We start from the raw sequence: 15,056 nt of genomic DNA, 5'->3' as shown, positions 1-15,056 counted from the left end.
AGAACAGCGCCATGAAGAGGAGCACTGTGAAAGCCGCAGACAAGCCGCTGCGCCGGGCCCCGGCCAAGGGCAGCAAGCCGCGGGAGCTCAAGCAGGAGCGGGCTGTCCGCACACGGGAACAAGTCCTCAGCGCTGCCGCGACCGCGTTCGCGGAGCGGGGGTTTCCCGCTGTGACCATGCTCGATGTCGCCGAGCTGACCGGGATGACGAAAGGCGCCGTCTACTTCCACTACGCGAACAAGGAAGCCTTGGCGGTGGCCGTCGCCGAGGAGTTCTACCAGCGGCTTCCGCTGATCACCGAGAAGGTCCGGAAGGCCGGACTGCCGCCGGTGCAAGCCGTCGCCGAGCTGCTGCACCGTACGGCCGCCGCCTTCCGGGACGACACGATCATCCAGGCGGGGGCACGTCTGCAGATCGAGTCGTCACTCATCGACGCCACCCTGCCACGGCCCTTCGACGGCTTCACCGAATCGATCACCGAGTTGCTCGGCGAGGCCAAGGAAGCCGGGGAGCTGCCGGCCTCGTGCAATCCCGAGGTACTGGGGCGGGTCCTGGTCGCGGCGTTCTTCGGGATGCAGCACATCTCATGGCGGCTCAACAACCGCGCGGATCTGACCACGCGCGTGGAGGAGATCATCGAGGCCGCCCTCCCCCAGATCAAGAAACCCGCACACGAGGCAAGCTGACGAACTCCACGACGGATCACGGTGCAGCCGCCGTGGTGTTCCCGTCCCGCCGGGTGCCCTGCGGCAGGCCGCAGCCACACGTAGCGCCCCCATGAGCCGGACCGTGGACAGACGACGGCGGCACCCCGCCGGCTCGTGCCATGACCGGCGGCCCGCTCACCGGACCCGAAGGTAGTCGAGGTACGACTGCACGTTGCGGCGGGTCTCCGGCACGCTGTCACCGCCGAACTTCTCCGCCACCGCATCCGCAAGGACCAGCGCGACCATCGCCTCCGCCACGATCCCGGCGGCCGGCACGGCGCACACGTCCGAGCGCTGGTGATGTGCCGTGGCCGCCTCTCCCGTCGCGACATCGACCGTGGCCAGCGCGCGCGGAACTGTGGCGATCGGCTTCATCGCCGCACGTGCCCGCACCACCTCACCCGTCGTCAGGCCGCCCTCCACACCGCCGGAGCGGCCCGATGCGCGCCTGATGCCGTCTCGGGTCATCCTGATCTCGTCGTGGGCCCGGGAACCAGGCACCCGGGCCAGGGCATTGCCGTCCCCGATCTCTACGCCCTTGATCGCCTGGATGCTCATCAGGGCCGCCGCGAGCCGCGCGTCCAGCCGGCGGTCCCAGTGCACATGGGAGCCGAGGCCGACCGGCACACCATGAGCCAGCACCTCGACCACACCACCCAGCGTGTCACCCTCCTGGTGGGCCCGGTCGATCTCCGCGATCATCGCCCTGCCCGCGTCCGGGTCCAGGCAGCGCACCGGATGTGCGTCCAGCCTCGCCACATCGGCCGGGGCCGGATATCCACCGTGTGGCGCCTTCACCGACGCCAGCTCCACCACGTGCGAGACGACCTCGATCCCGGCCGTCTCCTTCAGATACGCCCGGGCGACCGCGCCCAGTGCCACCCGGGCCGCAGTCTCCCGCGCGGAAGCCCGCTCCAGCACCGGACGCGCCTCAGCGAACCCGTACTTCTGCATCCCCGCCAGGTCAGCGTGGCCCGGCCGGGGCCGGGTCAGCGGCGCGTTGCGCGCGAGTGCGGCCAGCTCCGCCGGATCCACGGGATGCGCCGCCATCACCCGCTCCCACTTCGGCCACTCCGAGTTCCCCACCACTACCGCGACCGGCGACCCCAGCGTCCGGCCGTGCCGCACCCCGCCGAGGAAGGTCACCTCGTCGCGCTCGAACGTCATGCGCGCGCCACGCCCATGGCCCAGCCGCCGCCTGGCCAAGTCGTCCGCCACCGCCTCCGTGGTGATCGGAACACCGGCGGGAAGCCCCTCCAGCGTCGCGACCAGAGCGGGGCCGTGGGACTCCCCCGCGGTCAACCAGCGCAGTCCGCCACCCATTCCGTTCATGCCGCCATCCGCCATCCGGGCCGCGGCCCCGCGGCCCACGACGTAGCCGTTGCCGCCCCGTTCGCGGGAGTCGGGGCATGCCAGGGAGCACCGTGCCGCGCGTCGTTCACGATGATGTCTGCCGTCCCGCTCTGTGCTCCGGCGCTCAGGGACAGCACCGTGCCGAGCGCCACCACCAGCGCCGCCACCTCCTCCGCGGTGGGGTTGCCCCTGACGATCCGCCAGGAACCGGCCGCGAGCAGTTCTCGTACGGATGCCTCCTCGGCCCGCGCGCTCACTGGGGCTGGTTCCCGTGCTTGCGGCTCGGCATGGAGGCGTGTTTCCCGCGCAGCATGGCGAGCACGTCGATCAACACCGACCGGGTCTCAGCGGGGTCGATCACGTCGTCGACCAGGCCGCGTTCGGCAGCGTAGAAGGGATGCATCAGCTCACGCCGGTACTCCTCGATACGGAGGCGACGGGTGGCCTCCGGGACAGGAGAAGCAGCGATCTCGCGCCGGAAGACGATGTTGGCCGCGCCTTCGGCACCCATCACGGCGATCTCGTTGGTCGGCCACGCCAGTGCTACATCAGTCCCGATCGACCGGGAGTCCATCACGATGTACGCGCCTCCATAAGCCTTGCGCAGGACCAGGGAGACCCGGGGCACGGTGGCATTGCAGTACGCGTACAGGAGCTTTGCTCCGTGCCGGATCACACCGTTGTGTTCCTGATCGACACCCGGCAGGAAGCCCGGCACGTCGATGAGGGTGACCAGCGGGATGTTGAAGGCGTCGCAGAACTGGACGAAGCGCGCGGCCTTCTCGGAGGCGTGGATGTCCAGCACCCCGGCCATGGCCAGCGGCTGGTTGGCCACGATCCCGACCACCTGGCCGGCCAGCCGGGCCAGCGCGCACAGCACATTGGGCGCCCACGCCTCGTGGACCTCGAAGAACTCTCCGGCATCGGCGATCTCCTCGATGACCCGGCGCATGTCATACGCCTGGTGGGGGTCGGCGGGCACCAGGTCGAGCAGCGCGTCGGTGCGCCGCTCCGCCGGGTCACCGACCGGTACGACGGGCGGCCGCTCACGGTTGTTGGCAGGCAGGTACGACAGCAGATGCCGCACGTCCTCCAGCGCGCTCTCCTCGTCGTCATACGCGAACCCCGCCACACCGGAGCGGCCCGCGTGCACATCCGCGCCGCCCAAGCCGTCCTGGGTGATCCGCTCACCGGTGACCGTCTGGACCACGTCTGGGCCGGTCAGGAACATCTGCGAGGTGCCGCGCACCATGAAGACGAAATCGGTCAGCGCCGGGCTGTAGGCGGCGCCGCCCGCGCACGGCCCCATGATCACGCTGATCTGTGGAATCACTCCGGAGTTGCGGACATTGCGCTGGAAGATACCGCCGTACCCGGCCAGCGCCGTTACCCCCTCCTGGATACGGGCACCGGCACCGTCGCACAGCCCCACGATCGGGGCGCCGGCCTTTTCCGCCAGATCCATCACCTTGTGGATCTTCTGCGCGTGCGCCTCACCGAGGGCCCCACCGAAGATGCGGAAGTCATGGGCGTACGCGAAGACCTCGCGGCCCCAGACCCGGCCCCAGCCGGTGATCACACCGTCCGTGTACGGCCGGTTGTCCTCCAGGCCGAAACCAGTGGCCCGATGCCGGCGGAACCCTTCGGTCTCGGTGAACGCGCCGTTGTCGAAGAGGAGTTCCAGGCGTTCACGCGCCGTCAGCTTTCCCTTCCTCTTCTGCGCCTCGGTGGCCTTTGCGCTCGGTCCGGCCAGCACACGTTCGCGCACCGCCGTCAGTTCGGCCACCCTGGCACGCAGTCCGGGCGCCTGCTCCGGGGGAGCGAGTGCGTGCGGCCCGGCGGACCGGCACAGCAGGTCTTCCTCGACAGTGCTCACCCATGCCCCTTCCGGAAGCGGTCGCGGAGGAGCAACCACGACCTTCGTACGACGGACGTCTCTCATCGTGAGCGCCCGCCATTGCAGGGACCTTGCAAAGTTCTGCACGCGGAGCATCAGGCAGACCCGCACCGCCCACGGCGCACTGCGTCCTCACGAGCGGAAGCCCTCCGCCAAGACGGACGGGGGAACCACCACGCCCCCAGGAAGTCCACGCGCGCGCCGGCTCGGCCATAAGCCGCAATCCGTGACCCGCGCTTGGACCAGGTCTGAAGATCGTCATGTCGCGAGACCACTGGATTTCTGCCTCCGTGCCTGCGGTCACCTCGGCATGCTGACATCTCCGCCCCCGATCAACTCCGGGCGGCGAAGCCGCGCTTCCCGGAGCGCCGATGGACCGACTTCCGCATTAATCGAGGCCGAAACGCAGAGATCCCGGTCAGACGGTGACCGTCTGACCGGGATCTCGTGAACAGTTCGGGGGCTAACCCGCGAACGGCCCATCACGTGGACCTGAGGGGATTCGAACCCCTGACCCCCTCGTTGCGAACGAGGTGCGCTACCAGCTGCGCCACAGGCCCTTGCGACGAGTGAAACTCTAGCATCTCGATCGCGGTGCTCGGAAATCGCTTCCGGTGCTGGTCAGCGGAGGGCTGTCACTCGTTCGCCGCGCGGGGGCGGTCCTCGTCCTCGTACTGGTCGAAGAGGGGGGTGCGGCCGCGGGCGCGGCGGCCGGGGTGGGTGGGGCGGTCCGCCTGGGGGTCGTGGTGGGGGCGGTCGGCGGCGGCGCTGGAGCGGGCGGAGCTCCAGGCGTCGTCGGCGTCCAGGTCGACGTGGCTGGTGGCGCGGGGGGCGACCGGGGCGGTGACGTAGGTGGGCAGGGGTACCGGGACCGGCTCCCAGGTGCCGTCGGCGGGGCGCGGGCGCTCGCGTTCGCGCTGCTGGTCGACCCACTCGGCGTGGTCGGTCTCCTCGACCAGGGCGCGGCGGCCCGCGGTGTGGGCGGGGGTCGCGGGGCGGGGCGGTTCCGGGGCGGGGTCGGCCGGGGCGTCAGCGTGGGCCTCGGCGGGGTGCTCGTCGGCGGGCGGCTGCTCGGCCGCCTGCTGAGGGCGGCGTCGGCCCTCCCGCAGTCGCTGGGCCGCCGCCTCCGCCTTGCGCCGGTCCATGGTGAAGGTGAAGCGCCGCCGCTCCTGAATGCGGAGGTACATGATGTAGGCGGTCAGGAGGAGGGCGGGGAGGGCGGGGGCCCAGAGGAAGGGGAGACCGCCGACCGCGGCGACGACGGCGCCGATGGTGAAGGCGAGGAACAGCAGGGTGGTGGTGCGCCGGCGGCGGGCGAGGACCTTCGCGCGCTTGGTCCGCTCGGCGGCGGAGGGGCGCGGCGGGGCGGCCTGCACCCGGGTGTGGCCGGCCTCGGCCGGCTCGGCCGGAGCGGGGTCGCCGAAGGCCCGGGCGGCGGCCTCGTCGGCCGGAGCGTCCGGGTCCGCTTCGTCGCCCGCATCGTCGGCGGGGTACTCCCCGTTCCGCTTGTCGTAGCGGCGCTGCATCGCCGCACGTCCGGACAGCAGCCGGATGGCGGTGCTGAAGCGCTCGGTCGGACGGGCCTCGTTGAGCTCGTCCTGCCTACGGAGCCACATCGGCACCAAGTAGGCAGCCCAGGCCCCGACGATGACTGCGTAGATGAGGCCGCTGCTTCTCACGACTCACACGGTAGAGGGGTTTGCAGGGGGCCATCCGCCAATTGGGCCGGTGTGTCGCACGATCTGGCTGATATCTCGAACTTTTTTGTGATCGTAGAGATCAGCACCTCCGCCAATCCGGTCAACCGGCGAATACATTCGAACATTTATTTTATTTGTGGGCTGCGCCGGGCGTACGGGGATTCCCCCGCCGCCAGCGGCTGAGCAGGCCTTCGGGCACCTCTTCCGCGGTGAGTGCGAAAACGGCGTGGTCGCGCCAGGCGCCGTCGATGTGGAGGTAGCGCGGGCGGATGCCCTCGTCGCGGAACCCGAGCTTTTCGACCACCCGGCGGCTGGGAGTGTTCTCCGGGCGAATACAGATCTCGATGCGGTGCAGGCCCACGGTCCGGAAGCAGTGGTCGACGGCGAGCGCCACGGCCGTCGGAATGACCCCGCGGCCGGCCACGTCCTGGTCGACCCAGTAACCGACATGGCCGGAGCACATGGAGCCCCAGGTGATGCCCGCGACGGTCAACTGGCCGACGAGCTGCCCGCGGTATTCGACGACGAACGGCAGCATCCGGCCGGCGTGTGCCTCGGCACGGAGATGGCGGACCATCTGACGGTACGTCGGACGGTGCGGCGGGGCGAGGCCGGGCGGGGGCGGCGGGATGGTGGCTTCCCAGGGGCGCAGCCAGTCGCGGTTACGGCGGTTGACCTCGCGCCAGGCCCGTTGGTCGCGCACCCTTATCGGGCGGAGGGTGACATCGCCGTCCGTCAGGATGACCGGCCAGGGCCAGGGCGCGTTCAGCTCGGGCTCCCGGAAGGTCTGGGGTGGTCGCCGCCGCGGATCTGGTCGACGGCGTGCGGCAGCAGCTCGGTGAGGACGGCGAGGCCGTCGCGGACGCCGCCGGTGGAGCCGGGGAGGTTGACGATCAGGGTCGTACCGGCGACGCCCGCCAGGCCGCGGGAGAGCGCGGCGGTGGCGACCTTCGTCCGGCCGGCGGCGCGGATCGCCTCGGGGATGCCGGGGACCTCGTAGTCCAGGACCCGGCGGGTGGCCTCGGGGGTGCGGTCGGTGGGTGAGAGGCCGGTGCCGCCGGTGGTGAGGACGACGGCGTAGCGGGCGGAGGAGACGGCGCCGCGCAGGGCGGCTTCCACCGGCTCGCCGTCCGGCACCACCTGCGGGCCGTCGACCTCGAAGCCCATGGCGGCCAGGCCCTCGGCGAGCAGCGGGCCGCCCCTGTCGGGGTAGACACCGGCCGCTGCCCGGTTGGAGGCGGTGACGACCAGGGCGCGGGCGGGTGTCATGACCGGCTCCAGTCGCCGGACTTGCCGCCGGTCTTCTCCTCCACGCGGATGTCGGAGATCACCGCGGCCTTGTCGACGGCCTTGACCATGTCGACGACGGTGAGCGCGGCGACGGAGACGGCGGTCAGGGCCTCCATCTCGACGCCGGTGCGGTCGGTGGTCTTGACGGTGGCGGTGATCTCGACGGCGTCGTCGGTGACGGAGAGGTCGACCTTGACGCCGGAGACGGCCAGCGGGTGGCAGAGCGGGATCAGCTCGGGGGTGCGTTTGGCGCCCATGATGCCGGCGATCCGGGCGGTGGCCAGGGCATCGCCCTTGGGTACTCCCTCGCCCCTCAGCAGCTCGATGACCTGCGAGGACACCAGGACGCGGCCACGGGCACGGGCGGTGCGGGCGGTGACGTCCTTCGCGGAGACGTCCACCATCCGCGCCGCGCCGGCCGCGTCGAGATGGGTGAGGTGTTGCTGGCCGCTGCTCATCGTTCTCCCGGTACCAAACTGCCGCCTGTGGGACGACACCGTACCCCCGGCGGCAGCGGATCAGCCGAGCAGGACGACGTCCACCTCCTCGCCCGCGGGGACCTCGGTGGTGTCCTCGGGGACGACGATCAGCGCGTTGGCGTGTGCCATGGCTTTGATCAGGTGGGAGCCGGCGCCGCCGACCGGGGTGACCGTGCCGGCCTCGGCGTCGTAGGAGCCGCGCAGGAACTGGCGCTTCCCCTTGGGTGAGGAGGCGACGGTCTCGGCACACCGGGCGGGAGTGGTGGGGCGGTGGACCTCGGGCAGGCCCATGAGGGCGCGGATGGCCGGGCGGACGAACAGCTCGAAGGAGACGTAGGCGCTGACGGGGTTGCCGGGCAGGGCGAGCAGCGGGATGCGGTCGGGGCCGATGAGGCCGAAGCCCTGGGGCTTGCCGGGCTGCATGGCGAGCCGGCGGAACTCGACGGCGCCGTCCTCGGCGGAGAGCTCGGCCAGCGTCTCCTTGACGACGTCGTAGGCGCCGACGCTGACGCCGCCGCTGGTGACCAGGATGTCGGCCCGGATGAGCTGGTCCTCCAGGGTGGCGCGGAGGGTCTCGGCGTCGTCGGCGACGGCGCCGACGCGGTAGGCGATGGCTCCGGCGTCGCGGGCGGCCGCGGTGAGCTGGAAGCTGTTGGAGTCGTGGATCTGGCCGGGGCCCAACGCCTCGCCGGGCTGGACCAGTTCGCTGCCGGTCGAGAGCACCACGACGCGGGGGCGGGGGTGGACCCGGACCGTGCCGCGGCCGATGGCGGCGAGCAGGCCGATCTGGGAGGGGCCGAGGACGGTGCCCGCGCACAGCGCCTGCTCGCCTTCGGTGACGTCGCTGCCGCGGGTGCGGACATGGGCGCCGGCGGCGGCCGGGCGGTGGACGCGGACCTCGCCGCCGGCGTCCTGCGGGGCGGCGCTGTGGGCGCGCATCGTGGCGGCCGGTCCCTGGCCCGTACCGCCGTCGGTCCACTCGACGGGGACGACGGCCTCGGCGCCGGGCGGCAGCGGGGCGCCGGTCATGATGCGGGCGGCCTGGCCGGGCCCGATGGCGGGAAGTTCGCCGCTGCCGGCCGCGACGTCACCGATGACGGTGAGGACGGCCGGTGCGCTCTCCGTGGCGTCCGCGACATCGGCGGCCCGGACCGCGTAGCCGTCCATGGAGCTGTTGTCGAAGGGCGGCAGGGCGACGGGGACCGCGATGTCCTCGACCAGGACGCAGCCCTGGGCGTCGAGGAGTTGCAGCTCGATCGGGTCCAGCGGGGCGATCTTCGCCAGGACGTCGTCGAGGTGCTCGGCCACCGACCAGACACGGTCCTGGTGGCTGGTCCGGCCGGTGGCGTGGTTCAACGTCTCACATCTCCTCGGTGACGTAACTGCGAAGCCAGGTCCGGAAGTCCGGGCCCAGGTCCTCACGTTCGCATGCCAGTCGGACAATGGCACGCAGGTAGTCGCCGCGGTCGCCGGTGTCATAGCGGCGGCCCTTGAAGACCACGCCGTGGACCGGGCCGCCCAGGGAGGGGTCGGCGGCCAGCGCCTGGAGGGCGTCGGTGAGCTGGATCTCGCCGCCGCGGCCCGGGGCGGTCTTGCGCAGCACCTCGAAGACGGCCGGGTCGAGGACGTAGCGGCCGATGATGGCGAGGTTGCTGGGGGCCTCGGCCGGGTCGGGCTTCTCGACCAGGTCGGAGACGGCCACCACGTCGTCGTCGCCGGTGGGGGCGGCGGCCGCGCAGCCGTAGAGGTGGATCTGCGCCGGGTCGACCTCCATGAGGGCGATGACGGAGCCGCCGTACTGCTCCTGTATCTCGACCATCCGCGCCAGCAGCGGGTCGCGGGGGTCGATCAGGTCGTCGCCCAGCAGGACCGCGAAGGGCTGGTCGCCCACGTGAGGTGCGGCACACAGCACCGCGTGACCCAGACCGCGGGGGTCGCCCTGGCGTACGTAGTGCATGGTCGCCAGGTCGCTGGATTCCTGCACCTTGGCGAGCCGGGACTCGTCGCCCTTGCGGTGCAGCGCCTCCTCGAGTTCGTAATTACGGTCGAAGTGGTCCTCCAGGGGGCGCTTGTTGCGGCCGGTCACCATCAGGACGTCGGAGAGCCCGGCGGCGGCGGCCTCCTCCACCACGTACTGGATGGCGGGCTTGTCGACGACCGGGAGCATCTCCTTGGGCGTGGCCTTGGTGGCGGGGAGAAACCTGGTGCCGAGGCCGGCTGCGGGAATGACAGCCTTGCTGATCCGTGTGTGCGATGGGGTCATGCGCGCCACCATAACCGGCCCTATCGGAACGATGATGAGGGTCTGGCGAAAAGAGCATGAGAGCGGGAGCAAGGGCACACAGTGAGCGTGAATCACGATAGAAAGCGCAGGTTGCGGCGGGATCTCCTGGAGGTGAGGAGAGCGTTGCCGCCGGATGTCGTCGCGGCGACGGGCGAGGCGCTGGCGCGACGCGCGCTGGAGCTGGACGAGTTGGTGTGGCCGGTCGCCCCGCGGCCCGAGGCGCTGCCGACGGTCGCCGCGTATGTCTCGATAGGCGGTGAGCCCTCCACCCGCGCCCTGCTCGATCTGCTGCGGGCGGAGGGGGTGCAGGTGCTGCTGCCGGTGCTGCTGCCGGACAACGATCTGGACTGGGCGCTCTACGAGGGCGCCGGGGGCCTCGTACGGGCGGGCCGCGGGCTGCTGGAGCCGGACGGGCCGCGGCTGGGCCCGGAGGCCGTCACGGAGGCGGACGTGGTGCTGCTGCCGGGGCTCGCGGTGGACCGCGGCGGGCTGCGGCTGGGGCGCGGCGGCGGCTCCTACGACCGGGTGCTGGCGCGGCTGGAGCGGGCCGGTGCGCGGGCGTCACTGGTGGTGCTGCTGTACGACGCGGAGGTGCTGGCGGAGGTGCCGGCCGAGCCGCACGACCGGCCGGTGCATGCGGCGGTGACCCCGTCGGGGGTGCACCGGTTCACGGCACCCGGGGAGCGTCCGGAGGACTGAGCCGGCCGTGTACGGGCGGGCGGACCGGCCGGCCCGTACGGCGCGGGGGCCGGGCGGGACCGGCGGGCGGCAGCCGGCGGCCCGCCGCGGGAGCCGGAAAGCCGTCGGGCGGACCGGAATCCTCCGGCCCGCCCGACGGCTTGGCGTGCACCAGGTGGCGGCGTGTGCGCCGCGCGCCCCTACGGGGACAGCGTCAGCGTGTCCTTGCCCGCCGCCTTGACGGCCTGCTCGCTGTACGCCCAGGGCAGCAGGTCGCCCTTGGCCCACTTGTCGGTCTGGTCGTAGTAGTGCGCGTCGTAGGCGTGCCCGGAGGCGCCGGTGAGGTTGATCCAGCGGGACTTGTCGAGGTCGGCGAGGTTGACGACCATCCGCATGGACGGGACCCAGGTGACCTTGTAGCCGCCGGCGGCGTTCCAGCCGGTGGCGTCGACCGCGGCCTCACCGCCGCCGAGGTTCCAGGGGCCGCGGTTGAACAGGCCCTGCAGCATGCCGGGTCCGTCGGTGCCCAGGGTCTGGTTCGTCAGGAACATCTGGTGCAGCCGTCCCCAGCTCCAGTTGTCGATGTTCTTGCCCAGCTTGGAGGTCAGCTCGTAGCGCGCGTCCTTCATGGCGTGCGCGAGGAGCTGGTCGCGGTTCTTGTCACCGGGGCGGTTGGGCCGGTCCTCGGTCTTCCACCAGTCGTTGTCCGGGTCGTCGAGGATGCCGCGGACGACCTCGTACCAGCGGTCGCCGCCGTCGGGCTGGGCGGTGTCGCCGGCCCGCTCGCCGCATTCGCGGAGGTACTTGTCGTTCTCGTCGGCGGGTCCGGTCTCGTCGGCCGGGCGGACGGTGAGGCACTGTCCGTCGGGGCGCAGCTCCTTGGGCATCTTGTTGCCGAAGGCGAGCTTGAGGGTGTTGCGCCAGACGGCGTTGAAGTAGGCGGCCCCGGCGGAGTCGGGCTCCTGGGTGAAGTCCCAGCCCTCCAGCAGCTGCTGGGCGTCGCGGACGTACTTGTCCTTGATGTCGATCTTCGTCAGGTAGGGCGTCAGCAGCCGGGCGATCTCGCTGCTGTTGTCCATCTGGAAGGTCTGCATGTCGTCGGTGGAGACGGTGTCGCCGGCCTTGATCTTCGACTCGATCAGGTCGTTGATCCGCTGGCTGCGGGAGCCGTAGCCCCAGTCCTTGGTGAGGAGGTAGGGGTACTTCTCGTCGGTGACGGCCTGGTTGGCGGTGACGATGTAGCCGCGCCGGGGGTTGTACTCGTACGGCAGGGACCGCTGCGGGATGTAGCCGGTCCACTGGTACTTCGGGTCCCAGCCGGGCGCCGGGTAGGTGCCGTCGAACTGGCCGTCCCCCTTGCCGCGGACCGGGATGCGGCCCGGCGCCTGGTAGCCGATGTTGCCCTTGGTGTCGGCGTAGACCAGGTTCTGGGACGGGACCTCGAAGTGCGCGGCGGCCTTGCGGAAGCCGTTCCAGTCCTTGGCGCGGTTGAGTTCGAAGACGGCGTCCATGGACCTGCCGGGGTTCAGCGCGGTCCAGCGCAGCGATACGGCGTAGCCGTCGCCGCGGTCCGGGGCGGCGTTGCCGACGGGGGCGGACTTGCCGACGCCGGCCAGTCCGTCGTCGCGGTCGGAGACGATCGGCCCGTTCCTGGTGGACCGGACGGTGATGTCGCGGCTCTCACCGCCGGCGACCTTGATGGTCTCCCTGCGGGTTATGAAGGGCCGCTGCTTGTTGTCGTAGAAGTAGCCGTCGGCGCCGACCTTCTCCAGATACAGGTCGGTGACGTCCGCGCCGAGGTTGGTCATGCCCCAGGAGATGTCCTGGTTGTGGCCGATGACGACCCCGGGCATACCGGAGAACGTGAAGCCGGAGACGTCGTAGTTGCACTTGGGTCCGGTGGTGCGGCAGTGCAGGCCCATCTGGTACCAGAGCGAGGGCATCTGCGGTGCCAGGTGCGGGTCGTTGGCGAGCAGCGGCTTGCCGGTGGTGGTGTGGGCGCCGGAGACCACCCAGGAGTTGGAGCCGATGCCGTTGCCGTTGGGGCCGAGCAGTGCCGGGACCTTGTCCAGCGTCTTGGACAGCGAGGACAGCTGCGCCTGGAGGCCCGCGGCGGCCCCGCCGGGACCGGCCGGGGCGGCGTTCGCCGAACCGCTGGGCTTGAACTCCTTGGAGGAGGGGTCGACCGCGCCGCCCTCGACGATCGGCTTGTTCCGCTTGTACGGGTATGCGGGGTAGAGCTGGGCGATCTGCGCGGGGGTGAAGCGGCTGGTCATCAGGGACCGGTCGATCTCCTCCTGCATGTTGCCGCGCAGGTCCCAGGCCATCGCCTTGAGCCAGGCCACCGAGTCGACCGGGGTCCACTTCTCGGGCTTGTAGTCGTTCTCGAAGTCCAGCGCCGCGTACTCCAGGGACACCGCGGAGCCCTTGTGGTCCTTGAGGTAGGCGTTGACGCCCGCGGAGTAGGACTGGAGGTACTTCTTGGTGCTGGGCGACAGCTTGGTGTCGTACTCCTTCTGCGCCACCTCGTGCCAGCCGAGGGTACGCAGGAAGGAGTCGGTCTTGACCTCGCTCTTGCCGAACATCTCCGAGAGCCGGCCGGAGGTCATGTGGCGCCGTACGTCCATCTCCCAGAAGCGGTCCTGGGCCTGGACGTACCCCTGGGCGCGGAAGAGGTCTTCGTCGGTGTCGGCGTAGATCTGCGGAATGCCGTGGGCGTCGCGGGTGACGTCCACCGGGTTGGTCAGCCCCGGGAGTTTGAGTGAGCCGGTGGTCTGCGGGAACGACGCGCGGACGGTACTGACTCCCCAGAACGCGCCGAAGCCGATGCCCGCCACGAGCAGCAGCACGACCGTGATCGCGACGAGGCGGCCGCGCCGCCCCTTCTTCTTCCTGGGGACTGGGCCGGACTTGTTGGCGGGCATCTCTGTCCTTCGAGGGGCAGGGTGGGAGTGCTGGAGCAACCATAGGCGCACGGGTTCGGCGACCCCTACGCGGAGTCACCGCCAGCACATCCAACCTTCAAGTAATGGTAAATTGTTAGCCTCAGTAACTAGATACGGTAAGGAAAGCCGCCCGCCCCGGCGCCCGTGCGAGGAAGGATCAGCTCCTGACTGTCGACCACCTCAACGAACTCCTGCTGATCTGCTCGCTCGTACTGCTCATTGCGGTCGCCGCGGTACGGCTCTCCTCGCGCAGCGGGCTCCCCAGCCTGCTCATCTACCTGGGGATAGGCGTCGCCATAGGACAGGACGGTCCGGGCGGCGTCATCTTCGACAACGCCGAGCTGACCCAACTCCTCGGCTATGCCGCGCTGGTCGTGATCCTCGCCGAGGGCGGCCTGGGCACCAAGTGGAAAGAGATCAAGCCGGCGCTGCCCCGGGCGGCGGTGCTGTCGACGGTCGGGGTCGCGGTGAGCGTGGGGGTCACCGCGGCCGGAGCGCACTACCTGGCCGGACTCGACTGGCGCCAGGCGCTGCTGATCGGCGCCGTGGTCTCCTCCACGGACGCCGCGGCCGTCTTCTCCGTGCTGCGGAGTGTGCCGCTGCCGGCCCGCCTGACCGGCGTACTGGAAGCCGAATCCGGCTTCAACGACGCCCCCGTGGTCATCCTCGTGGTCGCCTTCTCCACCGCGGGACCGGTCGAGCACTGGTACGCGCTGCTCGGCGAGATCGCTCTGGAGCTGGCGATCGGCGCCGCCATCGGCCTGGCCATCGGCTGGCTCGGCGCGTACGGCATGCGGCACGTGGCGCTGCCCGCGTCCGGCCTGTACCCGATCGCCGTCATGGCCATCGCGGTCTCCGCCTACGCGGCCGGCGCCCTGGCCCACGGCTCCGGCTTCCTCGCCGTCTATCTGGCCGCGGTGATCCTCGGCAACGCCAAACTGCCGCACGCCCCGGCCACCCGCGGCTTCGCCGAGGGCCTGGGCTGGCTCGGCCAGATCGGCATGTTCGTCCTGCTGGGCCTGCTGGTGACCCCGCACAACCTGATCGACGACATCGTCCCGGCGCTGGTGATCGGCATGATCCTGACGCTGGTGGCCCGGCCGACGTCCGTGTTCGTGGCGCTGCTGCCGTTCCGGGTGCCCTGGCAGGAGAAGGCCCTGCTGTCGTGGGCCGGACTGCGCGGTGCGGTGCCGATTGTGCTGGCCACCATCCCGATGGTGGGCGACGTGCCGGGCAGCGAGCGGGTCTTCAACATCGTCTTCGTGCTGGTCGTGGTCTACACCCTGGTCCAGGGGCCGACCCTGCCCTGGCTGGCCCGGCGGCTGCGGCTGGGCGACGGCAAGGAGGCCGCCGACCTGGGCATCGAGTCGGCGCCCCTGGAGCGGCTGCGCGGCCATCTGCTGTCCACCTCGATCGGCCCGGCGTCCCGTATGCACGGCGTCGAGGTCGGGGAGCTGCGGATGCCCGCGGGCGCGGCCGTCACCCTCATCGTCCGGGACGGCTCCAGCTTCGTGCCCTCGCCGTCGACGGTGCTGCGGCGCGGCGACGAGCTGCTGGTGGTCGCGACCGATCCGGTGCGCGACGCGGCGGAGCGGCGGCTGCAGGCGGTCTCCCAGGGCGGCAAGCTGGCCGGCTGGCTGGGGACCGGCGGCCCCTCGGGGCGGGGCCACAGCCGCCACTGACCCCGCGCCGCAGCGGGAGATACGGAAATGTGCCGCATCTC

The 15,056-nt window shown here is 71.1% G+C and carries 13 protein-coding genes and 1 tRNA gene; 3 read left to right on the top strand and 11 right to left on the bottom strand.

What is annotated here, in order from left to right:
- Positions 1-26 precede the first annotated feature (26 nt).
- The gene (locus ACGFN2_RS17760; RefSeq protein WP_393361215.1) at positions 27-686 is read left to right on the top strand and encodes a ScbR family autoregulator-binding transcription factor; all 660 of its coding nucleotides are present in this window, start codon (positions 27-29) and stop codon (positions 684-686) included.
- Positions 687-842: 156 nt separating this feature from the next.
- Here ACGFN2_RS17760 and aroC read toward each other — a convergent pair whose 3' ends face one another.
- The 10 genes from aroC to galU form a co-directional block, all read right to left on the bottom strand.
- On the bottom strand, positions 843-2,030 hold the full coding sequence (gene aroC / locus ACGFN2_RS17755; protein ID WP_393361469.1) for a chorismate synthase: 1,188 nt from the start codon (positions 2,028-2,030) through the stop codon (positions 843-845).
- 5 nt (positions 2,031-2,035) lie between these two features.
- Positions 2,036-2,317: a hypothetical protein gene (locus ACGFN2_RS17750; protein WP_393361212.1), complete on the bottom strand. Its 282-nt coding sequence runs from the start codon at positions 2,315-2,317 to the stop codon at positions 2,036-2,038.
- Positions 2,314-3,936 (bottom strand): acyl-CoA carboxylase subunit beta, encoded by a 1,623-nt coding sequence (locus ACGFN2_RS17745; RefSeq protein WP_393361209.1) that lies wholly within the window; start codon positions 3,934-3,936, stop codon positions 2,314-2,316. Before ACGFN2_RS17745 ends, ACGFN2_RS17750 begins: the two co-directional genes overlap by 4 nt.
- Before the next feature lie 508 nt (positions 3,937-4,444).
- Positions 4,445-4,517 (bottom strand) — tRNA-Ala (locus tag ACGFN2_RS17740).
- A gap of 75 nt (positions 4,518-4,592) precedes the next feature.
- Complete coding sequence (locus ACGFN2_RS17735; protein WP_393361206.1) at positions 4,593-5,636, bottom strand: hypothetical protein; 1,044 nt, start codon at positions 5,634-5,636, stop codon at positions 4,593-4,595.
- 151 nt (positions 5,637-5,787) lie between these two features.
- Positions 5,788-6,426 (bottom strand): GNAT family protein, encoded by a 639-nt coding sequence (locus ACGFN2_RS17730; protein ID WP_362602925.1) that lies wholly within the window; start codon positions 6,424-6,426, stop codon positions 5,788-5,790.
- Complete coding sequence (locus ACGFN2_RS17725) at positions 6,423-6,926, bottom strand: MogA/MoaB family molybdenum cofactor biosynthesis protein (RefSeq protein ID WP_362602566.1); 504 nt, start codon at positions 6,924-6,926, stop codon at positions 6,423-6,425. The genes ACGFN2_RS17730 and ACGFN2_RS17725 overlap by 4 nt, the downstream gene beginning before the upstream one ends.
- On the bottom strand, positions 6,923-7,405 hold the full coding sequence (gene moaC, locus ACGFN2_RS17720) for a cyclic pyranopterin monophosphate synthase MoaC (protein WP_362602569.1): 483 nt from the start codon (positions 7,403-7,405) through the stop codon (positions 6,923-6,925). Before moaC ends, ACGFN2_RS17725 begins: the two co-directional genes overlap by 4 nt.
- 60 nt (positions 7,406-7,465) lie before the next feature.
- Positions 7,466-8,782: a gephyrin-like molybdotransferase Glp gene (gene glp / locus ACGFN2_RS17715; RefSeq protein ID WP_393361201.1), complete on the bottom strand. Its 1,317-nt coding sequence runs from the start codon at positions 8,780-8,782 to the stop codon at positions 7,466-7,468.
- Positions 8,783-8,786: 4 nt separating this feature from the next.
- On the bottom strand, positions 8,787-9,689 hold the full coding sequence (gene galU / locus ACGFN2_RS17710) for a UTP--glucose-1-phosphate uridylyltransferase GalU (RefSeq protein WP_362602575.1): 903 nt from the start codon (positions 9,687-9,689) through the stop codon (positions 8,787-8,789).
- An 87-nt stretch (positions 9,690-9,776) separates the two neighbouring features.
- Between galU and ACGFN2_RS17705 the strand changes: the two genes are divergently transcribed.
- A complete protein-coding gene (locus tag ACGFN2_RS17705) occupies positions 9,777-10,409 on the top strand; it encodes a 5-formyltetrahydrofolate cyclo-ligase (RefSeq protein WP_393361198.1) in 633 nt (210 codons plus the stop codon).
- 179 nt (positions 10,410-10,588) lie between these two features.
- Here ACGFN2_RS17705 and ACGFN2_RS17700 read toward each other — a convergent pair whose 3' ends face one another.
- Positions 10,589-13,312 carry a penicillin acylase family protein gene (locus ACGFN2_RS17700; RefSeq protein ID WP_393361195.1) on the bottom strand — a complete coding sequence of 908 codons (2,724 nt, stop codon included), beginning with the start codon at positions 13,310-13,312 and terminating at the stop codon, positions 10,589-10,591.
- Positions 13,313-13,497: 185 nt separating this feature from the next.
- On the opposite strand from ACGFN2_RS17700, the gene ACGFN2_RS17695 reads away from it, so the two are divergent.
- A complete protein-coding gene (locus tag ACGFN2_RS17695) occupies positions 13,498-15,015 on the top strand; it encodes a potassium/proton antiporter (RefSeq protein WP_362602927.1) in 1,518 nt (505 codons plus the stop codon).
- The last annotated feature ends 41 nt before the right edge of the window (positions 15,016-15,056 follow it).

It is taken from the genome of Streptomyces sp. NPDC048612 (genome assembly GCF_043199295.1).
In the GTDB taxonomy this organism is placed as follows: Bacteria; Actinomycetota; Actinomycetes; order Streptomycetales; family Streptomycetaceae; genus Streptomyces.
This window is presented reverse-complemented; position numbering and strand designations above follow the sequence as displayed.

Coding starts and splice junctions, on each gene's coding strand:
- moaC (WP_362602569.1), bottom strand. CDS start 7,405: ATGAGCAGCGGCCAGCAACACCTCACCCATCTCGACGCGGCCGGCGCG.
- galU (WP_362602575.1), bottom strand. CDS start 9,689: ATGACCCCATCGCACACACGGATCAGCAAGGCTGTCATTCCCGCAGCC.
- ACGFN2_RS17700 (WP_393361195.1), bottom strand. CDS start 13,312: ATGCCCGCCAACAAGTCCGGCCCAGTCCCCAGGAAGAAGAAGGGGCGG.
- ACGFN2_RS17725 (WP_362602566.1), bottom strand. CDS start 6,926: ATGACACCCGCCCGCGCCCTGGTCGTCACCGCCTCCAACCGGGCAGCG.
- aroC (WP_393361469.1), bottom strand. CDS start 2,030: ATGGGTGGCGGACTGCGCTGGTTGACCGCGGGGGAGTCCCACGGCCCC.